The following is a 26,132-nucleotide window of genomic DNA, read 5'->3' on the forward strand; positions in this document are numbered from 1 at the left end:
ATATGAATTTGAAGGTAACTGCGCTTGATTCTATCAGTTTATAATTAAAGAAAAAGCCGCTTTTAGCGGCTTTTCGATTAAATAGCGTTTTAACAGGTTACAGGTAGGGTTGGATATTTTATCCCTGCCATGTCATTCATTACCCGAATAACCTGAGTACTGTAACCGAACTCGTTATCATACCAAACATAAAGTACACAACGATCACCATCTACGATAGTTGCTTGCGAGTCAACTACACCGGCATAGCGTGAGCCTACTAGATCTGATGATACAATTTCTGTCGAGCTGGTATAATCAATTTGGTCTTGCAGTTCAGAGAATAACGATGTGCGCTGTAAGAAGTCGTTTAACTCATCTCTGTTGGTAGCTTTATCTAAGTTTAATGACAAAATAGCCATTGAAACATTAGCAACTGGTACACGAATAGCATTACCGGTTAACTTACCTTTTAATTCAGGTAAGGCTTTAGCGACTGCACTGGCTGCGCCCGTAGAAGTTAACACCATATTTAATGGTGCGGCACGGCCACGACGATCCGCTGAGTGATAGTTATCAATTAAGTTTTGATCATTGGTATAAGAGTGAACAGTTTCCACGTGACCATTACGGATACCATATTGATCATTTAATGCTTTTAATACCGGCGTAATAGCATTAGTGGTACAGCTTGCTGCTGAGACAATTTTGTCTTCAGGTAAAATCATGTCTTGGTTAACACCATAAACAATATTCGCTACCTTGCCTTTAGCTGGTGCAGTTAACAATACCTTGCCTGTGCCTTTGCTTTTAAAGTGAATACTTAATTCTGTATCGTCTTTCCAAATACCGGTGTTATCAACTACAAGGGCATCATGAATATCGTACTGAGTGTAGTCGACATCTTCTGGCGAGCTAGCATAAATAAGTTTAATAAAGGTGCCGTTAGCTTTAATGCCTTGGTTTTCTTCATCAACGGTAATGCTACCATTAAATGGACCGTGAATAGAGTCACGACGTAACAAACTAGCACGCTTTTCTAAATCACCCTTTTTACCGCCACGGACCACAATAGCGCGTAAGCGTAATTTAGCACAAGGGCCTGAACGCTCTAACATTAAACGTGCTACTAAGCGACCAATACGGCCAAAACCGTATAAGACTACATCAGTAGTTTTTACGCTATCTGTTTGGTTTAACAGAGTTACCAGTTCACGCTCTAAGTACGCTTCTAAGCTTAATGATTTATCTTCATTTTTATAAATAAAGCTATAGGCTAATTTAGCAATATCAATACGGCCAGGCGCTAAATCCATTTTGCTAATAGCTTCTAATACCGGGAAACATTCACGTAGACGCAGTTTTTGCCCTTCAAAACGTTCAACACTTTTATGTGCTTTAATAATTTCAATTGTTGTTGCATTAACAAGAGGACGACCGTATACAACTACTTCTATACCTTTATTACGGTATAAGCGTCCAATAATTGGTTGCATATTTTCGGCAAATTCCTGGCGTTCCTGCCAGCTTTTTTGATACTGTTCTTCGTGCGATAGAGTCATTATTAGGCCTTTTACGTCAATAAAATGAATTAATCGGAGATCATTTTTAACCTGTACGGCCAAAGCCGCAGCTATTTCAACGGCGCATATTGTAATGGATGTTGTATCTTTACGCCAATCATTAGCACCGATTTATTAATTTTTGCTTGCCTTAAACTGTAAAGATACTGAATTAACACAATAACGATCACCCGTTGGTGCTGGACCATCGGTAAAAACATGACCTAAGTGGGCATCACAATTAATACAGGTAATTTCTACCCGCTCCATACCATGGCTAGTATCAGTGAGGTAATTCACTTTACCTTCAAGCGCCTGATAAAAGCTGGGCCAACCACAACCGGCATCAAACTTAGTTGTGGATGAAAACAGCGGCGCACCACAGCAAAGACAATGATAAGTGCCGTCTTTGGTATTATTTAACAATTCCCCTGTAAAGGGGGACTCTGTGCCTTTTAATCTGGTTACGCGATACTGCTCAGCGCTTAACTGCTGTTGCCATTCAGCTGCTGTTTTTTTCATTATACCCCCATAGGCACTCGTACCCAGCCTTCCATTAACACTCGAGCGCTACGGCTCATAATGGCTTTGGTTACTTGCCAATTATTGTCAATTAACTTTGCCTCGGCTCCTACTCGTAATGTACCTGAAGGATGACCAAAGCGTACGGCTTCACGCTCAACACCACCGGCTGCAATATTAACTAAGGTGCCTGGTATAGCGGCAGCTGTGCCAATAGCAACGGCTGCAGTCCCCATCATGGCATGATGCAACTTGCCCATAGATAATGCTCTAACCACTAGGTCAATATCCGTTGCTGTAACCTGTTTACCGCTAGATGAAACATAGCCTGTTGCGGGTGCAACAAAAGCGACTTTAGGCGTATGCTGGCGTGCTGCCGCTTCTGAGACGTCTTTAATTAAGCCCATTTTCAGCGCACCATAAGCACGAATAGTTTCAAACATGGCCAAGGCTTTAGTGTCGTTATTGATAACATCTTGTAATTCAACACCAGTATAGCCAATATCGGCGGCATTAATAAAAATGGTTGGAATACCAGCATTAATTAGCGTGGCTTTAAAGTTACCGACACCTGGCACCTCTAGATCATCAACTAGGTTGCCGGTAGGAAACATCGCACCGCCGCCGTCTGCTTCGTCAGCGGCTGGGTCTAAAAATTCTATTTGTACTTCTGCCGCGGGAAAGGTAACGCCATCTAATTCAAAATCACCGGTTTCTTGCACTTCACCATTGGTAATAGGCACATGGGCAATAATCGTTTTTTTAATATTGGCCTGCCAAATACGCACAATACAAACGCCATTCTCTGGAATGCGATCTGCGGCAACTAAGCCATTACTAATAGCAAAAGAGCCAACGGCTGCCGTTAAATTGCCACAGTTACCACTCCAGTCAATAAAGGGCTTATCTATAGCAACTTGGCCGAATAAATAATCTACATCGTGATTTGGCTGGCTGCTTTTACTTAAAATAACCGTTTTACTGGTGCTAGAGGTTGCCCCGCCCATACCATCAGTATGTTTAGCATAAGGATCTGGGCTGCCAATTACCCGTAATAATAAGTTATCACGAGCCGCGCCAGCTTGTTGGGCACTGGCTGGTAAGTCATCTAATTTAAAAAACACACCCTTACTGGTGCCACCACGCATATAGGTTGCGGGTATTTTAATTTGTGGAGCGCTCATAATCACCTATCTTTTAATTAACTTTTAATAGTCATAGAGTCCGAAGGTTAGAATCCATAAAAAGTTGGCCTAGGATGTCTGAGTGAGCGCTTCACAGCGAGCGAGTTACTGGGCCAAGCTTTTTCGTGGAATTGTAACCGTAGCAATTGGTACGCCTTACTAAGTAACGGGAAAGTCCGAGCCGACAATCTATTTTAGCTCATCACAGGAACTCAGGTGCTAGCGCACCTTCAGACAGCCTGTGCTGACATAAAAAAGACGTCGACTCTACCTTGCTAATTCTAGGTTCTTAACCGAAACCAAACACACCTTAGCTTTTAAACAGCACCTTGTAAAAAGTCCTGGGCAAAACGCTGTAATACACCGCCAGCTTCATAAATCGAGGCTTCTTCTACGGTATCAATACGGCATAACACTGGTACATTAACTGTTTCACCGTTTTTGCGGTGAATAGATAACGTCATCTCAGCCTGTGGCTTAGGATCGCCAATAACATCGTAGGTTTCGGTGCCATCTAACTGCAAGGTTTCACGCGTGGTACCTGGCTTAAATTGCAGCGGCAATACACCCATGCCAACTAAGTTAGTGCGGTGAATTCGCTCAAAACCTTCAGCGGCAATAGCCTCAACACCGGCTAAACGCACCCCTTTTGCCGCCCAGTCCCGCGAAGAACCCTGACCATAATCGGCACCGGCAATAATAATTAACGGTTGCTTGCGCTGCATGTAGGTTTCAATGGCATCCCACATCCGCATCACTTTGCCTTCAGGCTCTAAGCGCGTTAACGAGCCTTGTTGCACTTTACCGTCAACCACTGCCATTTCATTAATCAGCTTAGGATTAGCAAAGGTAGCCCGTTGTGCCGTTAAGTGATCACCACGGTGGGTTGCATACGAGTTAAAATCTTCCTCTGGTAAGCCCATTTTATGCAGGTACTCACCTGCTGCACTGTCTAACATAATAGCGTTAGATGGTGATAAGTGATCTGTAGTGATATTGTCACCCAACACGGCAAGGGCCCGCATAGCTGTTAAGCTACGCTCGCCAGCAAGTGCGCCTTCCCAGTATGGCGGACGGCGAATATAGGTACTCTGAGGGCGCCAGTCGTATAAAGGATCAATTTTGTCACCGTAATCTACAGCAACATTAAACATTGGCTCGTACACTTTGCGAAATTGCTCTGGTTTAACGCTTTGTTTTACCACCGCATCAATTTCTTCATCGCTTGGCCAAATATCAATTAAACGCACTTCGTTGCCGTCTTTATCTATTCCTAGAACATCTTTTTCGATATCAAAACGAATAGAGCCGGCTATTGCATAAGCGACCACTAAAGCCGGTGAAGCTAAAAAGGCTTGTTTAGCATAAGGATGAATACGGCCATCAAAGTTGCGGTTGCCAGATAATACGGCTGTGGCATATAAATCACGCTCTACCACTTCTTTTTGAATTTCAGGATCAAGGGCACCACTCATACCGTTACAAGTAGTACAAGCAAAGCCGACTATACCAAAACCTAATTTTTCTAGTTCTGGTAATAATTTAGCGTCTTCTAAATAAAGCTGTACCGCTTTTGAACCTGGTGCTAAAGAGGTTTTTACCCACTCTTTACGGGTTAAACCTTTAGCATTAGCATTACGGGCGATTAATCCTGCGGCAATAACGTTGCGTGGGTTACTGGTGTTAGTACAGCTGGTAATAGCCGCAATAATAACAGCACCATCTGGCATTTTACCTTCTTCTTGCACATAACTAGCAGCAATACCGCGAGCGGCTAAGTCTGAAGTAGCTAATCGCGCATGGGGATTCGACGGGCCAGCCATAGTGCGGCCAACCGAAGATAAGTCAAACTTAAGCACCCGCTCGTATTTAGCTGTTTTTAGGCTGTCTGCCCATAAACCCGCTGTTTTAGCGTAAGTTTCAACCAGCTTAACTTGCTCGGCGTCACGTCCGGTTAGGGTTAAGTAATCTAGCGTTTGCTGATCAATATAAAACATGGCTGCTGTGGCACCGTATTCTGGTGTCATATTCGATATTGTTGCCCGGTCACCTAAACTTAGGCTTGTGGCACCTTCACCGTAAAACTCTAGATAGCTAGAAACCACTTTTTGCTGACGCAAGAACTCGGTTAAGGCTAACACTATATCAGTTGCCATAATGCCTGGCTGTGCTTTACCGGTTAGCTCTACCCCGATGATTTCAGGTAAACGCATCCAGCTAGCACGACCTAGCATAACGCTTTCAGCTTCTAAGCCACCTACACCTATAGCAATAACACCTAAGGCATCAACATGCGGGGTATGGCTATCTGTACCTACTAGGGTATCTGGATAGGCTACGCCATCTACAGCATGAATAACCGGCGACATACGCTCTAAGTTAATTTGGTGCATAATGCCATTACCAGGTGGAATAACATCAATATTTTTAAAAGCTTTTTTAGTCCAATTAATAAAGTGGAATCTGTCGTCATTACGACGATCCTCAATAGCACGGTTTTTATCAAAGGCATCGGCTTCAAAACCTGCATGCTCTACTGCTAAAGAGTGATCGACAATTAATTGCGTTGGCACAACCGGATTAACTTTGGCCGGATCCCCGCCTTTAGCGGCAATAGCATCACGTAACCCAGCTAAATCCACTAAAGCGGTTTGACCTAAAATATCATGACAAACTACTCGGGTTGGAAACCACGGAAAGTCTAAATCGTTTTTACGGTATATAAATTGTTTTAGAGCGTCGGTTAATAATTCTGGATCACAGCGGCGCACTAAATTTTCAGCAAAAACCCTAGAGGTATAAGGTAAGCTGGCATAGGCACCCGGCTCTATGGCATCAACGGCCGCTTGGGTGTCAAAATAGTCTAATGTCGTACCCGGTAGTGGCTTGCGATATTCGCTATTCATAATAAGTACCTGTATTTAATTTGTTTAAAGCTATCTACGTAATTAAGCCAAGCTGTCTTATCGTTCAGCTAAGGCTTTAACACTACGTGGCTCTACCCCGATATAATCGGCACTTGGACGAATAATACGGTTATCAGCACGTTGTTCCATTACGTGCGCTGCCCAGCCGGTTAAACGGCTACAAACAAAAATAGGCGTAAATAACTTAGTTGGAATCGACATATAGTTATAGGCTGACGCATGGAAGAAATCAGCATTACAAAATAATTTTTTCTCGCGCCACATAACGGCTTCACAACGCTCTGAAACATCATATAAGGTTGTGTCGCCATTGGCTTTTGCTAGCTTTTCTGACCATTGCTTAATAACAGCATTACGCGGATCAGACTCAGAGTAAACAGCATGGCCAAAGCCCATAATTTTTTCTTTACGCTCTAACATGCCCAGTAATTTTTGCTCTGCATCGTCTGGGTTGGCCATTTTTTCAATTAACTCCATAGCCGCTTCATTAGCACCACCATGCAATGGGCCACGTAATGAGCCAATAGCACCGGTAATACAAGAGTGCATATCACTTAAGGTTGAAGCACAAACACGAGCGGTAAAGGTAGAGGCATTAAACTCATGCTCAGCATATAAAATTAGTGATGCTTGCATCACTTCAACATGTAATGCTTCTGGTTTTTTATCGTGTAAAGTCCATAAAAACTGCTCAGCAATAGAGTCTGCATCGGTATCAACATTGATGCGCTTGCCATGATGACTATAGTTGTACCAATAGTTAACTAAGCCTGGGAAAATAGCTAATAAACGATCTGTCGCATCTTGTTGTTGCTCAAAGCTCGCTTCAGTTTCTAAGTTACCCAACATTGAACAACCGGTGCGCATTACGTCCATTGGGTGAGCTGATGCCGGAATACGCTCTAATACTTCAGCTAAAGCTGTCGGTAAGCTGCGTAAAGCTTTTAATTTCTTTTTATAAGCCGCTAATTCTGACGCTGTAGGTAATTCACCTTTTAAAATAAGATAAGCGACTTCTTCAAACTCACAGTTTGCAGCTAAGTCTTTTACATCATAACCACGGTAAGTTAAGCCTGAGCCGGTTTTACCTACAGTAGATAACGCTGTTTTCCCTGCGACTTGACCACGCAGACCCGCACCGGTAAGTTTTTTTGCATTTGTCATTCTGTTGTCTCCGTATTCTTTACTAGTCAATATTATTATTTAGATTTTTCACTAAACAGCGCATCTAGCTTTTGTTCAAAGCTGTGATAATTTAAAAAGTCGTATAACTCAGCACGTGTTTGCATACTGTCGACAACAGCTTTTTGATCGCCCTGCTCTAAAATAGATTCATATACGTTTAAGGCCGCTTTATTCATAGCTCTAAAGGCACTTAATGGATAAAGCACCATCGCCACGCCAACCGCGGCTAGTTCGGCTTTATTAAATAAAGGGGTTTGGCCAAATTCAGTGATATTTGCCAGTACAGGAATTTTTAACGCGTCGCTAAAAGCTTGGTATTGCTCTAAGGTGTAAACTGCTTCGGCAAAAATGGCATCGGCACCTGCAGCTTCACAGGCTAAGGCGCGCTCAATGGCAGCTTCTAAACCTTGCTGGGCTAAGGCATCGGTTCTAGCCATAATAAAAAAGCTTTCGTCTGTGCGGGCATCAACACTGGCTTTAACGCGATCAACCATTTCATTTAAACTAACAATTTCTTTGTTAGGTCTGTGGCCACAACGCTTTTGGGCAACTTGATCTTCAATATGAAAACCTGCAGCACCGGCACGCGTCATCTCTTTAACGGTACGGGCAATATTAAAAGCGCCGCCCCAGCCAGTGTCAGCATCAACAAGTAGCGGTAAAGAACTCGCGGCTGTAATACGGCGAATATCTTCACACACATCATTTAATGATGTCATGCCTAAATCCGGTAAACCAAAAGAGGCATTTGCAACACCAGCGCCAGAGAGATAAATTGCTTTGTGACCGCTTCGTTCGGCCATCATAGCGGTATAAGCATTGATAGTACCGACTATTTGCAACGGCTGATTTTCTCTGATAGCTGAACGTAATTTGTTTCCTGCTGTAACTGTTGTCATGAAAATTCCTCATTTAGGTTTAATCGCTGTTCTATATTTTGTCGTGATGCTGCAATATGGCGACGCATTAACAGATCTGCTAATTCTGCATCACGATTTTCAATAGCATTAAGAATAGCTTTATGTTCATCAAATGCACGGGATACACGTGGTCCATTCATACCAAGCTGTACTCGGTACATACGGACTAAATGATATAGCTCGTCACATAAGATATTAATTAAGTAGGGGTTTTTACTGCCAATGATCACTTTATAGTGAAAATCTAAATCACCGGCTTCTTGATAATAACTTTCGCCTTCACGCACCCGTTGTGTCGACAAATGTTGATCCAGTAACTGCCGTACTTGAGCAATTTCTGCAATACTCATATTCTCTGCTGCTAAACGACAGGCCATACCTTCTAGAGTTTCACGTAATTGATATAAAGATATTAATCCCTCTGGAGACAGTTTTACCACTCGGGCCCCAGCGTTAGGAATACGTTCAATTAAATGGCAACGCTCTAATCTTGCTAATGCCTCACGCAAAGGTGCACGACTTAAAGTAAAACGCTTAGCTAATTCCGGCTCACTAATTTTACTACCGGCAGCAATAGTACCTTCAACAATGGCTTGGCGAATTTCAATTAAAACACGATCTGCAGCAGTAATGGGTAAAACAGTGGAGTTGTGCAATATAAGTACCAATTGTCGACAGTTGGCAAGAATGGTTACATTTTTAACGCTTAAAGTTACTACTGTCAAGTTTTAACCGAACTTATTGTCGACAATAAGCTTCAAGCTTAGTATTTACTGTTAGACAAAAAAATAATTAGCAAATAGCTAACTATTTACTACACTCAATATTCTGAGACTGACTAACTTTACAAGCCAATTAATTGAAGTAACGATAGCGCAACGGCTCATACCCTATGAGCCATTCCCCTCGCCCAGAACAATGCTAATTAGTTCTGGGCTTCTTTTATCTACCGCTTATTTAATTAGGTTTGTTAACAGCAGCAAATAATTGATAGAAATTATTGGTTGTCACTGCAGCTAGCTCTTCAGTAGCAATACCTTTTAATTCAGCAATAGCCTTAGCTACTGCGCTTACATAGGCAGGTTGATTGGTTTTACCACGAAAAGGAACTGGCGCTAAATAAGGCGCATCGGTTTCAATAAGCAAGCGATCTAAAGGGATTTTTTTAACCACATCACGAAGTTCAGTAGCATTTTTAAAGGTCATAATGCCAGAAATAGAAATATAAAAGCCCATGTCCATAGCGGCTTTAGCCATATCCCAGCTTTCAGTAAAGCAATGCAAAACACCCCCAGCATTTTCGGCCTTATGACTACGCATTAAGTTTAAAGTGTCTTGGCGAGCTTCACGAGTATGAATAATTAAGGGTTTATTAACTTGCTTAGCTACCTCTATATGGCTAACAAAGGCAGCTTGTTGCGAGGCTTTTGTTTCTACAGAGTAAAAGTAATCTAAGCCAGTTTCACCTACCGCTACTACATCTTGGCGTTGGCATAATGTTAATAACTGCTGGGGATCAACTTTATCGTGCTGATGTAATGGGTGCTCACCACATGAAATTGACACCATAGGGTAAGCAGCAACTTGCTTAGCCATTTGTTCGAATTTGTTTAAGCTAACACTCACACAAAGCATATGTTCAATTTTTTCGGCAGTCGCCTGAGCAATAACTTGTTCTAAGCTAAGGCCTAACTTATCAAACTCTAATAAATCTAAGTGACAATGTGAATCAACAAACAAGATAAAACCTCAATCAGTAAAAGTTATATAAATTGCAGCCAGTTACATAGTATAAGTAGCTTCGTCTGCGGCTAAATATTCTGCCACTAGTTTTTCTATGGTTGCACTTAACTGATGTTTATCATCAATAAAAGCTATACCTATACCCGCGGGTAAAGCACTTTGTGAACCATGTGGAGATACCCAGCTCACTTTGCCTGAAACCGAAATTGACTCTAAACTATCTGGCAAGGTTACTTTTAAGGCTAATGATTGGCCCATCTTGTAACCACTACCGGTACGCACAAACAAACCACCTTGTTTTAAAAATGGCATATAACTGCGGTACAGCTCTTTTAAATCACTAAATCCAATTGATAATTCTTCCATTGTGTCTCCGTTAATGACGCAAACGTCTTAGTTCCGTTAATAAAGCACTCAGGGCTAGTGACTTATTCTGCCCTAAAATGTTCTGTTCGTCACGACACCAGCGCATATAGTGTTGATGTGCCAAAGGTAATCGTTCGGCATTATGCTGCAATAATCGTGGCAAGTAGCTTTGGCGTAAATAAAAACCCAGCATTAATGACACTTGTTCAGAAGCTAAAAGCGGTTTAACCGTGTCTTGTAATGTAATTTTATCACTAAAAAACTGCTCTAAAACCCCCAAAGAGGTTGCAATATCATCAGCTTTACCAGATTCCAGCATCTTTAACGCTTGTAAGGGGCCACCACTACAGTATCTAAGTAAGAAATCAGGAACGGCTCTATTGCTATGCTGCTCTAACCAATGTTGTGCTCGACCATCAAACTGTGCAGCAAGAGGCCAATGTTGTAACCGACTTAGTAAAGTTGCTGATAAACGAGCCGGATAAGGACTTAATAATAATAAATAGCCATTTTTAGGTGGCTCTTCTAATGTTTTTAATAAAGCATTAGCAGCCGCTTCTGTAAGACGTTCAGCATTCGCCAGTAATACCAACTTATTTTGTTGTTGCTGGGCTGTACTTTGCATAAACAAGGTTATTTGTCTTACCGCATCTACCCCAACACTAGTATTAGTGGTATCAACTAGAAGAAAGTCTGCATGATTGCCTGCTTGGTGTAATAAGCAACTTTTACATTGACCACAAGGCTTTACACTGTTGGTGCATAACAAGCTACTAATTAACCAGTTCGCTAATGTTGTTTTACCTATCCCTAGAGGGCCAGTAAATAACATGGCATGGGCTAAGTTATTATTTGCGACTAAAGTACTAAGGTTAGTCTGATAGGATTGCAACCAAGGTAACATTTACAGCTTAACTCTTGTATTTAAAGCCGCAACAATATCAGCATGTACCTGCTGAATATCTTGGCTAGCATCAATGGTGATTATATTAGGCTCGGTGGCAGCAATTTGTTGATATTTAGCTCGGGTGCGTTGGAAAAAAGCTAGTTGCTCTTGCTCTATTCTATCTAACTTGCCGCGCGCTAAAGCCCGTTGTAAACCAATTTTAGGGTCGATATCTAAATATAAAGTCAGATCCGGTTGTTTTCCAGCAAGAACTGCACGACGTAAATCATTAATAAAAGCTTCATCTAGCTGTCTGCCACCACCTTGATAAGCACGGGATGACAGATCATGGCGATCGGCCAATACCGTTTTACCTGCTGCTAATGCTGGCGCTATTACATTAGTAATTAGCTGCATGCGGGCAGCGTACATTAACAGTAGCTCTGTAGTAGGTGAAACCTGTTCATCTGATACTTGCTTAACTAAATTGCGTATTTGCTCAGCCATGGGTGTACCGCCAGGCTCTCGGGTACAAACCACATCATGGCCCTGTTGCTCTAACCAATTTTTCACTAAAGCAATGGCTGAGCTTTTACCCGCGCCTTCAAGCCCTTCTACAACAATAAATTGTGCTTTAGTTTGCATATTACTTTCCAAATATATACTTTTGTACCGCAGCATTGTGCTGTTGTAATGTTGTTGAAAACTGATGGCTACCGTCACCTTTACTCACAAAGTAATATAAATCTGTTATTTCTGGTTGGGCTGCTGCCATTAAAGCCGTTTGACTAACTAGCGAAATAGGCCCTGGAGGTAATCCTGCGTGACGATAAGTATTATAAGGATGAGGATTTTGTAGATCACTTCGTTTAATATCACCATCAAAATCTTTAATACCATAGATAACCGTTGGATCAGTTTGTAAACGCATATTTTTGCGTAAACGATTAACAAATACAGAACTAACAATAGCCCTTTCTGGTATATAGCTGCTTTCTTTTTCAACAATGGAGGCTAAAATCAATAATTGATATGGCTGCTGCACTGGTAAATCAATTTGTCGCTGTTGCCATGCTGTAGAAAGCTGTTTGATTAATGCGCTAATAGCACGTTTTATTAAACTGCTGGCCGTACTGTTAGCGGTATAATAATAAGTATCAGGAAATATAAGCCCCTCTGCAGATTCTGGCTTATCCCCCCACTCTTTTGGCCAAGTAACAAGCTCTAAAACATCCTCTGCTGTTAACACATCTTGCTGCAAATAGTCGGCAAACTGGAGCCGTTGTAAAGCTTGAGCTAAAGTTTGGCCTTCAATAAAGGTTAATGAAAACTGGGCAACCTTTCCTTCTCTAAACAGGCTTAATATTGTCAATAGCGGCATACCATCACTAACACGATAACTGCCTTGTTTTACTGAAGCTAAGTGAGGATTAAGCTTGTTATATAATTTTAATAAAAAACAATCAGCTTTAGTTAGCTCACCTAACTGTTGCCATTGCTGACATAAGCTTTGAACAGAGCTTCCAGGCTTAACAGTATAAATTGGTTGAGTAAACTGAATACTAAGTGATTGTAAATGTTTAATACTGGCAAAATAGCCGGCAATTAATAACAGTACACCTAGAAGTAAAACTATTATCTTTTTTAGCATAATTGTCGCTTTATCAATGAAAACACTGGGGTTATATCTAAACTTCGTAACAAGAACTGTTGGACAGGAACTATCTCCATCAAGGCATTACAAATAAACATCGACTCAACATTAGCTAATTGTGGCAGGGTCCAATTAACTTGCTTTACCGCAAGTTGTTGCATTAAGTGTTGTCGCATAACACCCGCCACACCGGCTTGCTTTAAACAAGGTGTATACCACTGTTGCTGTTGATAGAAAAACACATTGGCTGCTGAGGCTTCGCAAGCATAGCCTAATTGATTAAAGACTAATAACTCATCAAACTCGGTTTCTGCAAGCTGCTGTTTTACTAATACTTGCTCTAACCTACTGGTGTGTTTAATGCCGGCTAACGCAGGTTGAATAGCAAGCTTTAACTCAGCAATACCAAGACTTATGCCTTGTTGTTGCCAAACTGTATAATTGGGCAATTTAGCCTGACTGATATAGATATTAGGTGCTGTTACATCCAAGCAACTATAACCTCGGCCGCCTTCACCACGTGATATTAAAACTTTTATTACTTGCGAGTCCTCAGTGATAGCAGCCATAACTTCTGCTTCTAAGCTAGCCCAATCGATAACCGAAAAACCTAGTTTATTAGCCGAATATTGCAAACGTGCCAAGTGCAAAGGCCAGAGTTGAATTTGCCCTGCTTTAACTTGCATAGTGGTAAAAATGCCATCACCATAGTTAAAACTGCGATCAAAACTGCTTACACTAAATGCCACTGCCCGCTCCATAATAGTTCTATCGCCACAGTATGCCTTAATTAACGGCTAACACAATAGAAAAAAAGGCCGCAATATGCAGCCTTTTGCTATGAAAACAGCCTATTAGACACGTTTAAATAGTATAGAGCCGTTAGTGCCACCAAAGCCAAAGGAGTTACATAAGGCATAATCCATTTTTACTTGGCGCCCTTCATGTGGTACATAATCTAAATCACAGCCAACATCTGGATTGTCTAGATTAATAGTCGGGGTTACCACTTGGTCTTGTAAAGATAGCACTGTGATAATAGATTCAACTGAACCAGCCGCACCTAATAAATGACCTATCATTGACTTAGATGAGCTCACCATCACTTTATCAATATTGCTGGCAAATACCGTTTTAATCGCTTGGGTTTCTGCAATATCACCCGCTGGTGTAGAAGTACCATGGGCATTAATATAAGCAACTTGCTCAGCATTAACTGCTGCATCTTTTAAGGCATTAGTCATTGCTAAAGCCGCACCAGCACCATTTTCTGGTGGTGATGTCATATGAAAAGCATCACCGCTCATACCAAAGCCTACTAATTCAGCATAAATTTTAGCACCACGGGCTTTAGCATGTTCATATTCTTCTAATACCATCACACCAGCACCATCGCCTAAAACAAAACCATCACGGTCTTTATCCCAAGGCCGACTAGCTTGTTGTGGCGCATCATTGCGGGTTGATAAAGCTCTAGCTGCAGCAAAGCCACCCATGCCTAATGGCGTAGACGCTTTTTCAGCACCACCAGCAACCATGACATCAGCATCACCATAGCTAATCATCCGTGCGGCATGCCCTATATTGTGAACGCCAGTAGTACAGGCAGTTACAATACTAATATTAGGTCCTTGCAAGCCCAGCATAATAGATAACTGACCTGCAATCATATTAATGATGGTTGAAGGCACAAAGAAAGGTGATAATTTCTTTGGACTACTAGCGAGTAATTTAGCATGATTTTCTTCAATCAAGCCTAAACCACCAATACCAGAACCTATAGCTGCACCTATGCGCGGAGCATTTTCTTCAGTTATTTCTATTCCTGAATCACGAAACGCCTGTATACCAGCCGCAACGCCATATTGAATAAACAGATCCATTTTTCGAGCATCTTTAACCGAAAAATAAGGCTCCACATCAAAATCTTTAAGTAAACCTGCAAATTTGGTGGTATAAGCACTGGTATCAAAGTGCTCTATCATAGAGACACCACTTTTACCTTGCTGTAAACCTTGCCAGCTTGAGGCTACATCATTACCTAATGGCGTTAACATACCTAAACCGGTAACAACAACACGACGTTTTGCCACAAAACCCTCCGCCATGGAAATTATTGAAGTTATAAAACGAAAACGGGTAGCTTAGCTACCCGTTATCCAAGCAAATCGCTTATTCAGCGTGTGCCTTAACATAGTCAATCGCGAACTGAACAGTAGTGATTTTCTCAGCTTCTTCGTCAGGAATTTCAGTATCAAACTCTTCTTCTAACGCCATAACTAATTCAACCGTATCTAGCGAGTCAGCACCTAAATCTTCAACAAAAGAAGCTTCGTTTTTAACTTCTTCTTCTTTAACACCTAGTTGTTCGATAATGATTTTTTTTACGCGTTCTTCGATGTTGCTCATCTTTCTTTCCTTTTACTCATATAAATCGCAACAGTTCGTGCAATTTTGTGTGGCGCTAGTTTATGCGTAACTAAAGTGGGTTGCAAGCTTGAGAATCAGCATTTTTTGCTGGTCAAACCTGATAACTTCACCCTTGTTACACCATATACATACCGCCGTTTACGTGAATTGTCTCGCCTGTAATATAGGCTGCTTGGTTTGATGCTAAAAATGCCACTGTAGCAGCTATTTCTTTAGGTTGACCTAATCGATTTGCTGGAACTTGACTAAAAATAGCTTCTTTTTGTTCTTCTGATAAGTCTTTCGTCATATCAGTATCAATAAAGCCTGGAGCTACAGCGTTAACTGTAATACCACGCGAAGCAACTTCTTTTGCTAGTGACTTAGTAAAACCAAGTACACCTGCTTTAGCTGCTGAATAGTTTGTTTGCCCAGCATTACCCATAGAGCCAACAACAGAGCCAATATTAATAATACGACCAAAACGTTGCTTCATCATTGGTCGCATAACCGCTTTACTTAAGCGATAAACCGATGTCAAATTAGTTTGAATGATATCAAGCCACTCTTCATCTTTCATCCGCATTAATAAATTATCGCGTGTGATACCGGCATTATTCACTAAAATTTCAATATCGCCAAGCTGTTGTTTTATTTCGGCTAAACATTGTTCAATTGAAGCGTTATCTGCGACATTTAACACTAGACCAAAGCCTTTGTCACCTAAATAACTGCTAATTGCCGCTGCGCCTTTCTCGGTTGTCGCTGTACCTACCACTTTTGCACCTAAAGCGGCTAATTGTTCAGCAACAGCACGGCCAATACCACGACTTGCGCCTGTAACTAATGCCACTTTGCCTTCTAATGAGATAAAGTTAGTCATTTATATTATTCCTGTTCTTGATTAAGTGCAGTCTCAAGCGAGGCTTGATCGCCTACTGCTGCTGTACTAATCGTTTTATCTATACGCTTAATTAAGCCGGTTAACACTTTGCCCGCGCCAAACTCTAAAATTTGGCTAACCCCTTGGCTAGCTAAAAACTCTATCGTTTCAGTCCAACGTACTGGACTATAAAGTTGGCGCACTAAAGCATCTTTAATCTCAGCACCCGAAGTTGCAGCAGCAACATCAACGTTATTAATTACCGGTACACTTGGTAAATTAAAAGATAACTGATTTAAATCGAGCAATAACTGCTCAGCGGCTGGACGCATTAATGCACAATGTGAAGGCACGCTAACAGGTAAAGGTAAGGCGCGCTTTGCACCGGCTGCTTTACATAGCTCACCCGCACGTTCAACTGCCGCTTTATGTCCTGCTATAACAACTTGACCTGGTGAATTATAGTTAACAGCAGATACTACCTCACCTTGTGCTGCATCAGCACAAGCTTTAATAATAGCGGCATCATCTAAACCAATAATAGCCGACATAGCACCTACGCCAGCTGGAACCGCTTGTTGCATATAGTTACCGCGTTTTTCAACTAAAGTTACCGCTGCAGCTAAAGTTAAAACACCCGCACATACTAAGGCCGAATATTCGCCTAATGAATGGCCGGCAAAATAAGCAGGTGTTTGGCCATTTTGTTGCTGCCATAACCGCCAAACTGCTACTGAGGCAGTAAGTAATGCTGGCTGGGTACGTTGTGTTTCATTTAATTCAGCTTCAGGGCCATTAGCCACTAAAGCCCATAAATCATAACCAAGGGCAGCTGAAGCTTCAGCAAAGGTTTGTTTTACAATATCATGCTGCTGATACAGCTCGGCTAACATACCCACACTTTGTGAGCCTTGGCCCGGAAAAACAATTGCAAGTTTAGTTGTCATTTTATGTCCTGCAAAATAAAAAATTAATAACGAATTAATGCAGATGCCCAAGCAAAACCACCGCCAAAAGCTTCAAGCAATAGCGTTTGACCACGCTGAATGCGGCCATCTCTTATAGCTTCATCTAAGGCTGTGGGCACTGTTGCAGCAGAAGTATTACCATATTTATCAAGGTTAATAACCACTTGTTCCATTGGTAAGTTTAACTTTCGTGCCACAGCAGCAATAATACGTAGATTAGCTTGATGTGGTACTAACCAATCTATTTCTGATTTATCTAAATTATTAGCCGCTAATGTCTGCTCTACCACTTCAGAGAGTTTAGTTACTGCAACTTTAAATACTTCGTTACCTTTCATAGCGCCCCATGAACTATGAACAGAGGTTTCAATACCACGGGTTGGATTATCAACATACAGTAGTTCTGAATATTTACCATCGGCAAAAATATGGGTTGATAAAATACCCGGCTGTTCTGAAGCTTCTAAAATTACAGCACCTGCAGCATCACCAAACAAAATAACCATGCTGCGATCTTCTGGGCTAATTAAACGTGATAAGCAATCAGAACCCACCACCATAATCCGCTTAGCCATACCTGTTTTTATATATTGATCGGCTATGCTTAATGCATAACAAAAGCCAGCACAAGCAGCAGCAACATCAAAAGCTGGCATAGGCGGCAAACCTAATTCACGTTGTATCTCACAAGCGGAACTAGGTAAAGATCTAGCACCACTAGTAGTGGCACAGATCAGCATATCAACACTGTCTTTATCTATATTGGCTGCTTCTAACGCTTTTAAACCCGCCTGAGCACCCATAGTAGCGACTGTTTCGTTATCGCCAATAATACGACGTTCTTTAATACCCGTACGTTCCATAATCCATTCGTCGGTGGTCTCTACCATCGTTTCTAGATCAGTATTAGAACGAATTTTCGACGGGAAATAGCTCCCGGTACCTATAATGCGTGAATACATAAGAACCTACGCTTTATCTATTAATACGTGTTCCAACCGATGCTTAATTTTAGCAGGCACTTGGCGTTCAACCTCGAGCACTGCTTGTCGGATGGCACTAAGAAATGCTTCTTTAGTTGCATTTCCATGACTTTTCACCACAATTCCGCGCAATCCTATCAGACTTGCACCATTGTAGTGGTCGGGGTTCACTGCTTGCGAGAGTTTTTTAATGAAAGGTTTAATTAGCCAACCCAATAATTGAGCGCTTAATTGATCTTTTATACTCGTTTCAAAACGGCGTAAAATAAGCTTAGCTACGCCCTCACAAGTTTTCAATGCAACATTACCAACAAAACCATCACAGACAATTACATCAGCTTTGCGCGAAAAAATGTCATTACCTTCAATATAGCCAACATAATTAATATCATTACATTGGGCTAAAAGCATAGAAGCGCGTTTAATTTGATCTGAGCCTTTTATTTCTTCTTCACCCATATTTAATAATGCAATCCGCGGCTTAGTAATGCCAATGACTTCTTCGGCCATTACTGAACCCATAACTGCAAATTGAAATAGGGTATCGGCATCACAGTTGACCGTTGCGCCTAAGTCCAACATATAGACCGGCTCGCCTTCTATAGAGGGGATAGTGCTAATTAAAGCTGGTCGTTCAATGCCGCCAAGCATTTTAAGTACATAATGAGCAATAGCGATAAGAGCGCCAGTATTACCCGCACTTACACAAGCTTGCACCTCTCCACTATCAACTAAATCGATGGCTGTGCGCATAGATGAGTCGCGCTTATTACGCAACGCTATGGCAGGCTTATCAGCCATGGTAATGGTTTGGCTACAGTGTTTGAGTGTAAACTGGGGGTGTGCAGAAACGCCGTGCAATTTTAATTGCTCGGTTAAAATGGTTTCATCACCACATAAGATCAGGTGTAATTCTGGATATTCCTCTATCGCAGCTATGGCAGCAGGGATAGTAGATCGGGGGCCATGGTCGCCCCCCATCATATCTAAAGCAAGAGTTAGCTTTAGCGGTTGCACTAGGTGCATCCAAACTTACTTAACTTTACGGCCTTTGTAATAACCATCGGCAGTAATATGGTGACGACGGTGCGTTTCACCAGTAGTAGAATCAACTGACAATGTTGGGCCAGTTAACGCATCATGTGAGCGACGCATATCGCGACGTGCGCGTGATTTTTTATTTTGCTGAACAGCCATGGTTTTTCTCCTAAACTCACTTTTTCTTTAATTCTTGCAGTATAGCGAATGGATTGGGTTTTTCAGCTTCTTGCCCTAGGTCTCCAAAGCTCATATCCGCACTTTTTATTGCACAAAGTGCTTCATCATGCGTTGGGAACAAAGGTAGAGTCAAAATTAACTCATCTTCCACTAACTGCCGTAAATTTATTTCGCCGTGGTCGTCTTTCTCGATCACGTCATAGCACTCTGGGATATTTTCCAAATCTGCTTCGTCATCCGATTTAATCGGTGTGTATGCAAAATTGCAGTCTAACGAAACAGCCATGGGTTGACCACAGCGCTCGCAGCTTACACTCACTTCACAAGAAGCACTACCCTGTAAAACAGTTAGGCCTTGTTGGTCAGTACCGCATTCAATTCGTACCGCTACATGCTCTTGCGATGTTAGCAAGCTCTCATTTAATCGAGTTAATGTTTCTGAAGCATAATAGCCTTCATACTCTGAGCGTTTTTGCGCTGCTTTAACCAGATTTAAGGTAACGGGCATTTTTACTTTTTGCATAAGGCGCGCATCATATAGAAGCCCCCCTTTACTGTCAAAGGGTTCAGGCAGATTTTTACGTTTTTTCTCGCTGTCAATGACCTTTACCGTTATAGTAAGCATCAAAAAACAGTGAGAACCTAATTATCAATGACCCAAACCACTATACCCAAACTTTGGCTAGCATCAACCTCAGAGTATCGTAAAGCTATTTTGAGTAAGCTAACAAAGAACTTTAGCTGCCAAAATCCTAATATAGATGAAACAGTGCATCGGCATGAATTAGCATCAACACTAGTCAGTCGACTTGCTTTGGCCAAAGCCCAAGCGGTTGCCGCAACCTTATCAGAAGGCCTAGTCATTGGTTCTGATCAAGTTGCCTTGTTTCAGGGCGCTATTATCGGCAAACCACACAGCTTTGACAAGGCAATTGCACAACTTCAGCGTTTTAGTGGCCATAAAGTACAGTTTTTAACCGGGCTAGCCGTTATTAATGTTGCCGATAACAGTATACAGCAACATATTGAATACTTTGACGTCTGGTTTAGAACTTTAACTGATAGCGAAATTATTCGTTATGTTGAAAAAGAACAACCTCTAGATTGCGCCGGCAGCTTTAAAGTTGAAGGCTTAGGTATCGCCTTATTCGACAAATTAAGTGGTGATGATCCTAATAGCTTAATTGGCTTACCCCTTTTAAAATTAAACCATATGCTAATTAATGCCGGTTATAACGCTCTAATAGCTGACTAGCTAAAATAAGCATTTTACAACACCTTAAGCAATTCAGGTATCGAATCTATTATGGCTTTAGGTGCATACTGGCTTAATATATCTCGGCCATGCACACCATGGGTAATACCAATCCGCGGCATGGCAATAGTTTGCGCCATTTTCATATCATGACTAGTATCACCCACCATCACAGCTTGGGCGGCTGGAATATCAAGTTGCTGCAGAATTTGTTCAAGCATATCGGGATGGGGTTTAGATTGCGCCTCATCAGCACAACGACTAGTATCAAAATAGGCTGCCAAGCCGGTTTCAGCAAACATTCTTTGCAAGCCTTTACGGGCTTTACCTGTGGCGACAGCAAGTTTTACGTTCTTATCTTTAAGCTGCTGCAACACTTGTTCAACGCCATTAAATAAAGGCGTTGGCGTAGTGTCATATTCTAAATATTGTTGACGATAATGGTTAAATAATTGCTGCCGCTGCGTTTGGCTTAATCCAGGAAATAAAATATCAAAAGCCGGATCTAAGCTAATACCAATAATTTGCTTAACAGCGAAATCTGAGGGTACAGGCAACTTTGCTAAACGAGCTGCAGCTTGCATAGACGAAACAATACGACCAATAGAGTCCATAACTGTACCGTCCCAGTCAAAAATAACTAAAGAGACGTCTGCTTGTTGCATAATAACCTTTGTCATTTTATTTTTTGGTTAACCTCTCAAGCACTTGCTCTAACGCTGGTTCTAATGGCGCTTCAACCCTTAAGATCGTTTGCGTATTAGGGTGGATAAAACTTAAAATTTTAGCATGTAAGAATAAACGCTTAAGGCCAATTTTTTGCATTTGATTGCTAAAGTCGTTATCGCCATATTTATCATCACAAGCAATAGGATGGCCGCTAGAGGCCGTATGCACGCGTATTTGATGAGTGCGGCCTGTTACCGGAAAGGCTTCAACTAAAGTGCCCTCTTGGAAACGTTGTAAAATGCGAAACCGTGTTTCAGAGGCTTTACCATTAACTTCATCAACACGCACCACCCGCTCGCCAGATTGCAACGTGTTTTTATTTAAAGCATCGGTAACTTTACGTACTTTACTGTCCCAGTCTCCTGCGACTAAAGCAACATACTTCTTCTCTACTGTTTTATCGCGTAACTGAGCATGTAAATGGGTTAATACTGAGCGCTTTTTAGCAATAAGTAAGCAACCAGAGGTATCACGATCTAACCTATGCACTAATTCTAAATGCTTTGCTAAAGGCCGCAAGGCTCTTAAGGCTTCTATCACGCCAAACTTTAAACCACTGCCGCCATGTACCGCCATGCCTGAAGGTTTGTTTAAAACAATTAAATCGTTATCTTCAAATAAAATATGTTGTTCTAAGTTTTTCACTAAAGATAATTTTACTGAAATAGGTTCACTTTCAGCAGCGATGGTTAAAGGTGGGATTCGAACAGAATCCGCCTGTTGTAATTTATACTCAGGTTTAACCCGTTTTTTGTTAACCCGTACCTCTCCTTTGCGTAAAATACGGTAAATAACACTTTTAGGCACACTTTTTAGCCGTGCAATTAAAAAATTGTCTATTCGTTGGCCAATAAAATCGTCTTCAATTTCAACAATTTGTATAGGTAGTTTGATTTCATCAGTCATGGGATTTGAATACTCTACTAATATTACATTTAAGTTGCTATCGGTGGCTAATTAGTGGGATAATCTTAACGCTAATTACGCCAAAATTGGCAATTAGGGCGCTCAAAGTAACATAAGAGAACTTGTGCGGCACCGTTAGGGGATGTGATCATACCGAAATCGTTGCGAAAACCAACGTTTTTTATACCCCAAGCGTAAACCAAACGCCATTTGCCTGAGATAATGTTGCGTAATCTATTATCAAAAGCGGCAAAACATGGGTTCCAGTTAACCAGAGCATATAAAAAGATTTGCTATAACGCAGCGCTAAAAGCGATGTGTATCAGATATAAAAACGAAAACAGCATTAACTGTAAAAGTTACAGTGACAATTTGATTTCCACAGACATTCCAGTCGTGAGACTGCATTAATTAGTGTTTGCAAAACATCTGAACACGCAGTGCCCTTTGGGTTGCGTTGTGGCTGTAAAGATACGAGTCAGCTACGATGAAAAGAATGTTAATAAACGCTACGCAGGAAGAAGAAATCCGCGTGGCTCTGGTTGATGGCCAGAAGCTATATGATTTAGATATTGAAAGTCCAGGTCACGAACAAAAAAAATCAAATATTTATAAAGGCAAAATCACCCGGGTAGAACCCAGCTTAGAAGCCGCTTTTGTTGAATATGGTTCAGATCGCCATGGTTTTTTACCTTTAAAAGAAATTTCTCGCGAATATTTCCCTGCCAACTATAGCTTTGATGGTAGACCTAACATTAAAGAAGTGGTCAAAGAAGGCCAAGAAGTTATTATTCAAATTGATAAAGAAGAACGCGGCCAAAAAGGTGCAGCCTTAACGACTTTTATTAGTTTAGCCGGTTCTTATTTGGTATTAATGCCTAATAATCCACGTGCAGGTGGTATTTCTCGTCGCATTGAAGGTGATGAGCGCCAAGAGCTAAAAGATTCGTTAAATCAATTAGAAATGCCAGATGGCATGGGGTTAATTGTTCGTACTGCAGGTGTTGGCAAGTCATTTGAAGAATTAGAGTATGATTTAAATGCCCTAATTAAACACTGGACTGCCATTACCGAAGAAGCTCAAAAACGCCCTTCTCCTTTTTTAATTCACCAAGAAAGTAACGTGGTATTTAGAGCCATTCGCGATTATTTACGCCGTGATGTAGGTGAAATTTTAATTGATAATCCGGTTATATTTGAAGAAGCCAAAATTTATATTCAGCAGTTCCGCCCTGACTTTGCCCATCGCGTAAAGTTATATCAAGGCGATGTGCCCTTATTTATGCACTTTCAAATTGAGACCCAAATAGAATCAGCATTTCGCCGAGAAGTGCGCCTCCCTTCTGGTGGCTCTATCGTTATTGATAGCACAGAAGCGTTAACAGCTATAGATATTAACTCATCAAAAGCCACTAAAGGCTGTGATATAGAAGAAACCGCTTTTAATACTAATTTAGAAGCAGCTGATGAGATTTCACGCCAACTTAGGTTACGCGACTTAGGTGGCTTAATTGTTATCGATTTTATTGATATGACACCGGTTAAGCATCAACGTGAAGTTGAAAACCGCTTAAAAGATGCGGTAAAACAAGATCGCGCTAGAGTACAAATTGGCCGTATTTCCCGTTTTGGTTTATTAGAAATGTCACGGCAACGCTTACGTCCCTCTTTAGGTGACTCAGCAACTCATGTTTGCCCTCGTTGCCATGGCCGAGGCACTATTCGTAGTACAGAATCTTCAGCTTTGTCAATTTTACGTTTAATTGAAGAAGAATCAATTAAAGATAATACAAGCCAGATCCATGCTCAAGTTCCGGTTGCGGTTGCCACTTATTTAATGAACGAAAAACGTGAAGCGGTTAGGCGCATTGAAAAGCGGCAAGGAATTCGTATCTTTGTTATTCCGAACGAGCATTTAGAAACGCCAAACCATGAAGTGCTGCGAATTCGAATTGATGAAGAAATCGAAGATGTAAGTTACAACATGGTTAAAGCTCCTGATTCAACCACTAACCTATATCAACCTGCATCAGATGCCGTAAAAGAAAAGCCCGCTATTTCAGCCATTAATATAGCTAATAGCACGCCACCTCCGCCGGCAAAACAACCTGTATCAACAGAGAATACACAACCTAGCCTATGGCAGAAAATTGCTAATTGGTTTAATAAACTCGTTTCTAGCGATACAGCAAAACAAGAGCCAGCTACAGAAACTAAACCCGCTAATAATCGTCAACAAGCGAATAAAGGCCGGCCATCTAATCGTGATAATCAACGAGATAAACCGCGGGAAAACGTACGGGAGAATAACCGTCGTCGTAACAATAAATCGCGTAATCGCAATGAAAGTGAGGAAGTTACAGCTACAGCGGTAAAAGATACAGCACCAACACAGCGTCCGGAGCGACAAACTCGCAGTCAGCAAGACTCGCGTCCAGCACGTAATAATGTTGAAACTAAAGCGCCTAACCCAGCTCCTGTTACTAAACCTGCAGTCACTGAAACAGCAGCTGCACCACAAAAAGTAGCAGAGCGCCGTCAACGTCGTAATGCGCGTAAACCGGTACGTTTAGAACAGGCCGAAAAGTCTGTTGTAACACCAGCCATAGTTGCTTCTACTGAGACAGCTGCTAATACAGCGCCTTTAAATGAAGAGCTCACTCAAGCCAACACTAAAGTAGAGCAAGCTGTTGACAACAAAACTACAGTTGATGTTAGTACAGAGCCTACTTCTGTAGATACAACAGTAAACACTGCTGCAGTTGAAGCAGTTAATATAGAAGCTGAATCTACCGAGGCTACAACAGAACCTCGTGGCCGTAATCGCCGTTCTCCACGTCATTTACGTGCTGCTGGTCAAAAGCGTAAAAAAGAGCAAGAGCAAAATGAAACTACCACTAATGCTAATAATGCTACTGATCAAGCTTCAGAGCCTGCAGTTGAGCCAAGCCTAGATAAAGCGGTTACTACTAAAGAAACTCCAGCAGAAACTAATCCAGTATTAATTGATCCTATTAATACTGAAAGCGTAGCAGCTGAAAACCCAGCAACCAATAACGTAGAAACCGAAAGCTTGGCAACTGAAAGCGCAGAAATTGAAAGCAGCGATAAAGTGACTAAGCCTCGTGGACGTCGTAAAGCACCGGCTAAACAAGATCCTGAAGCTAGTATTGAGCCTGTTGTCACTGCGGTAAGTCCAGAAGCTTTAACTGAAAGCAGTGAAAATATAACTGCTGAAGTCAAAGCTGAATTAGCACCGGCGGTTAATACTAAAACAGCTGAGCCTGCTAAGTCAGAGCCTACAGTTACAACTCCTGCTGTAACCGCTAAAACAGAAGCGGCTACAGCATCAGATGAAGCCGTTAAAGCTGATAGTAATATGACTGAAGCAACAGCTAAACCTGCAGCAAAAGCCGCTACAAGTCGCTATGCGCAAATGGTAGTAGCTACCATGACTAAAGCTGTTGCTGAAGAGTCAGAACCTACGCCAGAAAAGCTAGCTCCAGAAGCTAAACCGGCTGTAGAGCGCCCTGTTGTTGCTAGTTCGCAACGACAAGCAGGCTCAGCTTTTGCCCGTCAAGTAGTAACAGCGCCGATGACAAAAGCATCGACTAAAGATGACGAAGCAAACTAAGCTAATGTAATTGCTCTATTAGTCTAAACCTTAAATTAAAAAGCCAGTTGAAATAACTGGCTTTTTTTATGGCTTGACCAATGTCAAGTAAAGTCATAACGTTAATAACTTCAGTATCATTAGCGGCATCTAACTAAGTTAGCTAAACTGAGATCGCATCTATTATTGCTTCATAGCATAGTTAACTAGATCCCAGAATAATATTAAAAATTTACAGGG

The 26,132-nt window shown here is 41.5% G+C and carries 25 protein-coding genes; 2 read left to right on the forward strand and 23 right to left on the reverse strand.

What is annotated here, in order from left to right:
- Positions 1-89 precede the first annotated feature (89 nt).
- From RDV63_RS09360 to yceD, 21 genes are all read right to left on the reverse strand, one after another.
- Complete coding sequence (locus RDV63_RS09360) at positions 90-1,541, reverse strand: glyceraldehyde-3-phosphate dehydrogenase (protein ID WP_313909235.1); 1,452 nt, start codon at positions 1,539-1,541, stop codon at positions 90-92.
- A gap of 135 nt (positions 1,542-1,676) precedes the next feature.
- Positions 1,677-2,063, reverse strand: coding sequence for a peptide-methionine (R)-S-oxide reductase MsrB (gene msrB / locus RDV63_RS09365; protein ID WP_313909236.1), 387 nt, complete (start codon positions 2,061-2,063; stop codon positions 1,677-1,679).
- Positions 2,063-3,250: a 2-methylaconitate cis-trans isomerase PrpF gene (gene prpF, locus RDV63_RS09370; protein ID WP_313910401.1), complete on the reverse strand. Its 1,188-nt coding sequence runs from the start codon at positions 3,248-3,250 to the stop codon at positions 2,063-2,065. The genes msrB and prpF overlap by 1 nt, the downstream gene beginning before the upstream one ends.
- Positions 3,251-3,564: 314 nt before the next feature.
- Positions 3,565-6,153, reverse strand: coding sequence for a Fe/S-dependent 2-methylisocitrate dehydratase AcnD (gene acnD / locus RDV63_RS09375; RefSeq protein WP_313909237.1), 2,589 nt, complete (start codon positions 6,151-6,153; stop codon positions 3,565-3,567).
- A 57-nt stretch (positions 6,154-6,210) separates the two neighbouring features.
- Positions 6,211-7,338 (reverse strand): 2-methylcitrate synthase, encoded by a 1,128-nt coding sequence (gene prpC, locus RDV63_RS09380; protein WP_313909238.1) that lies wholly within the window; start codon positions 7,336-7,338, stop codon positions 6,211-6,213.
- 35 nt (positions 7,339-7,373) lie between these two features.
- Positions 7,374-8,258: a methylisocitrate lyase gene (gene prpB, locus RDV63_RS09385; protein WP_313909239.1), complete on the reverse strand. Its 885-nt coding sequence runs from the start codon at positions 8,256-8,258 to the stop codon at positions 7,374-7,376.
- Positions 8,255-8,938, reverse strand: a complete 684-nt coding sequence (locus RDV63_RS09390; protein WP_313910403.1) for a GntR family transcriptional regulator — start codon at positions 8,936-8,938, stop codon at positions 8,255-8,257. The genes prpB and RDV63_RS09390 overlap by 4 nt, the downstream gene beginning before the upstream one ends.
- Positions 8,939-9,236: 298 nt before the next feature.
- Positions 9,237-10,019 (reverse strand): TatD family hydrolase, encoded by a 783-nt coding sequence (locus RDV63_RS09395; protein WP_313909240.1) that lies wholly within the window; start codon positions 10,017-10,019, stop codon positions 9,237-9,239.
- Positions 10,020-10,061: 42 nt separating this feature from the next.
- Complete coding sequence (locus tag RDV63_RS09400) at positions 10,062-10,388, reverse strand: PilZ domain-containing protein (protein WP_313909241.1); 327 nt, start codon at positions 10,386-10,388, stop codon at positions 10,062-10,064.
- Positions 10,389-10,398: 10 nt separating this feature from the next.
- Positions 10,399-11,292, reverse strand: a complete 894-nt coding sequence (locus tag RDV63_RS09405) for an AAA family ATPase (protein ID WP_313909242.1) — start codon at positions 11,290-11,292, stop codon at positions 10,399-10,401.
- A complete protein-coding gene (gene tmk / locus RDV63_RS09410; RefSeq protein WP_313909243.1) occupies positions 11,293-11,919 on the reverse strand; it encodes a dTMP kinase in 627 nt (208 codons plus the stop codon). It abuts the gene before it with no gap.
- A 1-nt stretch (position 11,920) separates the two neighbouring features.
- Positions 11,921-12,925, reverse strand: a complete 1,005-nt coding sequence (gene mltG / locus RDV63_RS09415; RefSeq protein ID WP_313909244.1) for an endolytic transglycosylase MltG — start codon at positions 12,923-12,925, stop codon at positions 11,921-11,923.
- Positions 12,919-13,677, reverse strand: a complete 759-nt coding sequence (pabC, locus tag RDV63_RS09420; RefSeq protein ID WP_313909246.1) for an aminodeoxychorismate lyase — start codon at positions 13,675-13,677, stop codon at positions 12,919-12,921. The genes mltG and pabC overlap by 7 nt, the downstream gene beginning before the upstream one ends.
- Positions 13,678-13,782: 105 nt before the next feature.
- Positions 13,783-15,021, reverse strand: coding sequence for a beta-ketoacyl-ACP synthase II (fabF, locus tag RDV63_RS09425; protein ID WP_313909247.1), 1,239 nt, complete (start codon positions 15,019-15,021; stop codon positions 13,783-13,785).
- A 79-nt stretch (positions 15,022-15,100) separates the two neighbouring features.
- Positions 15,101-15,337 (reverse strand): acyl carrier protein, encoded by a 237-nt coding sequence (gene acpP / locus RDV63_RS09430; protein WP_070049135.1) that lies wholly within the window; start codon positions 15,335-15,337, stop codon positions 15,101-15,103.
- 136 nt (positions 15,338-15,473) lie between these two features.
- Positions 15,474-16,208, reverse strand: coding sequence for a 3-oxoacyl-ACP reductase FabG (fabG, locus tag RDV63_RS09435; protein WP_409934857.1), 735 nt, complete (start codon positions 16,206-16,208; stop codon positions 15,474-15,476).
- Between the two features lie 17 nt (positions 16,209-16,225).
- A complete protein-coding gene (gene fabD / locus RDV63_RS09440) occupies positions 16,226-17,167 on the reverse strand; it encodes an ACP S-malonyltransferase (RefSeq protein ID WP_313909249.1) in 942 nt (313 codons plus the stop codon).
- A gap of 23 nt (positions 17,168-17,190) precedes the next feature.
- Positions 17,191-18,150, reverse strand: a complete 960-nt coding sequence (locus tag RDV63_RS09445) for a beta-ketoacyl-ACP synthase III (protein WP_313909250.1) — start codon at positions 18,148-18,150, stop codon at positions 17,191-17,193.
- Positions 18,151-18,156: 6 nt separating this feature from the next.
- Positions 18,157-19,197, reverse strand: coding sequence for a phosphate acyltransferase PlsX (gene plsX / locus RDV63_RS09450; protein WP_313909251.1), 1,041 nt, complete (start codon positions 19,195-19,197; stop codon positions 18,157-18,159).
- Between the two features lie 6 nt (positions 19,198-19,203).
- A complete protein-coding gene (rpmF, locus tag RDV63_RS09455) occupies positions 19,204-19,368 on the reverse strand; it encodes a 50S ribosomal protein L32 (protein WP_008223049.1) in 165 nt (54 codons plus the stop codon).
- 16 nt (positions 19,369-19,384) lie between these two features.
- The gene (gene yceD / locus RDV63_RS09460) at positions 19,385-19,912 is read right to left on the reverse strand and encodes a 23S rRNA accumulation protein YceD (protein ID WP_313909252.1); all 528 of its coding nucleotides are present in this window, start codon (positions 19,910-19,912) and stop codon (positions 19,385-19,387) included.
- Between the two features lie 129 nt (positions 19,913-20,041).
- Here yceD and RDV63_RS09465 point away from each other — a divergent pair, with 129 nt between their 5' ends.
- Positions 20,042-20,644 (forward strand): nucleoside triphosphate pyrophosphatase, encoded by a 603-nt coding sequence (locus RDV63_RS09465; protein ID WP_313909253.1) that lies wholly within the window; start codon positions 20,042-20,044, stop codon positions 20,642-20,644.
- Positions 20,645-20,658: 14 nt separating this feature from the next.
- On the opposite strand, the gene RDV63_RS09470 is transcribed toward RDV63_RS09465, so the two are convergent.
- Positions 20,659-21,324 carry an HAD-IA family hydrolase gene (locus RDV63_RS09470; protein WP_313909254.1) on the reverse strand — a complete coding sequence of 222 codons (666 nt, stop codon included), beginning with the start codon at positions 21,322-21,324 and terminating at the stop codon, positions 20,659-20,661.
- A gap of 1 nt (position 21,325) precedes the next feature.
- On the reverse strand, positions 21,326-22,279 hold the full coding sequence (rluC, locus tag RDV63_RS09475) for a 23S rRNA pseudouridine(955/2504/2580) synthase RluC (protein ID WP_313909255.1): 954 nt from the start codon (positions 22,277-22,279) through the stop codon (positions 21,326-21,328).
- A 487-nt stretch (positions 22,280-22,766) separates the two neighbouring features.
- Between rluC and rne the strand changes: the two genes are divergently transcribed.
- Complete coding sequence (gene rne, locus RDV63_RS09480) at positions 22,767-25,913, forward strand: ribonuclease E (RefSeq protein WP_313909256.1); 3,147 nt, start codon at positions 22,767-22,769, stop codon at positions 25,911-25,913.
- The last annotated feature ends 219 nt before the right edge of the window (positions 25,914-26,132 follow it).

Origin of the sequence: Rheinheimera sp. MMS21-TC3 (assembly GCF_032229285.1) — a bacterium.
Classification (GTDB): Bacteria; Pseudomonadota; Gammaproteobacteria; order Enterobacterales; family Alteromonadaceae; genus Alishewanella.

Excerpts from the sequence above, each read along its gene's own strand:
- RDV63_RS09360 (WP_313909235.1), bottom strand. The coding sequence starts at position 1,541 with ATGACTCTATCGCACGAAGAACAGTATCAAAAAAGCTGGCAGGAACGC.
- msrB (WP_313909236.1), bottom strand. The coding sequence starts at position 2,063 with ATGAAAAAAACAGCAGCTGAATGGCAACAGCAGTTAAGCGCTGAGCAG.
- acnD (WP_313909237.1), bottom strand. The coding sequence starts at position 6,153 with ATGAATAGCGAATATCGCAAGCCACTACCGGGTACGACATTAGACTAT.
- prpC (WP_313909238.1), bottom strand. The coding sequence starts at position 7,338 with ATGACAAATGCAAAAAAACTTACCGGTGCGGGTCTGCGTGGTCAAGTC.
- prpB (WP_313909239.1), bottom strand. The coding sequence starts at position 8,258 with ATGACAACAGTTACAGCAGGAAACAAATTACGTTCAGCTATCAGAGAA.
- RDV63_RS09400 (WP_313909241.1), bottom strand. The coding sequence starts at position 10,388 with ATGGAAGAATTATCAATTGGATTTAGTGATTTAAAAGAGCTGTACCGC.
- RDV63_RS09405 (WP_313909242.1), bottom strand. The coding sequence starts at position 11,292 with ATGTTACCTTGGTTGCAATCCTATCAGACTAACCTTAGTACTTTAGTC.
- tmk (WP_313909243.1), bottom strand. The coding sequence starts at position 11,919 with ATGCAAACTAAAGCACAATTTATTGTTGTAGAAGGGCTTGAAGGCGCG.
- mltG (WP_313909244.1), bottom strand. The coding sequence starts at position 12,925 with ATGCTAAAAAAGATAATAGTTTTACTTCTAGGTGTACTGTTATTAATT.
- acpP (WP_070049135.1), bottom strand. The coding sequence starts at position 15,337 with ATGAGCAACATCGAAGAACGCGTAAAAAAAATCATTATCGAACAACTA.
- fabD (WP_313909249.1), bottom strand. The coding sequence starts at position 17,167 with ATGACAACTAAACTTGCAATTGTTTTTCCGGGCCAAGGCTCACAAAGT.
- RDV63_RS09445 (WP_313909250.1), bottom strand. The coding sequence starts at position 18,150 with ATGTATTCACGCATTATAGGTACCGGGAGCTATTTCCCGTCGAAAATT.
- plsX (WP_313909251.1), bottom strand. The coding sequence starts at position 19,197 with ATGCACCTAGTGCAACCGCTAAAGCTAACTCTTGCTTTAGATATGATG.
- rpmF (WP_008223049.1), bottom strand. The coding sequence starts at position 19,368 with ATGGCTGTTCAGCAAAATAAAAAATCACGCGCACGTCGCGATATGCGT.
- yceD (WP_313909252.1), bottom strand. The coding sequence starts at position 19,912 with ATGCAAAAAGTAAAAATGCCCGTTACCTTAAATCTGGTTAAAGCAGCG.
- RDV63_RS09465 (WP_313909253.1), top strand. The coding sequence starts at position 20,042 with ATGACCCAAACCACTATACCCAAACTTTGGCTAGCATCAACCTCAGAG.
- RDV63_RS09470 (WP_313909254.1), bottom strand. The coding sequence starts at position 21,324 with ATGACAAAGGTTATTATGCAACAAGCAGACGTCTCTTTAGTTATTTTT.
- rluC (WP_313909255.1), bottom strand. The coding sequence starts at position 22,279 with ATGACTGATGAAATCAAACTACCTATACAAATTGTTGAAATTGAAGAC.
- rne (WP_313909256.1), top strand. The coding sequence starts at position 22,767 with ATGAAAAGAATGTTAATAAACGCTACGCAGGAAGAAGAAATCCGCGTG.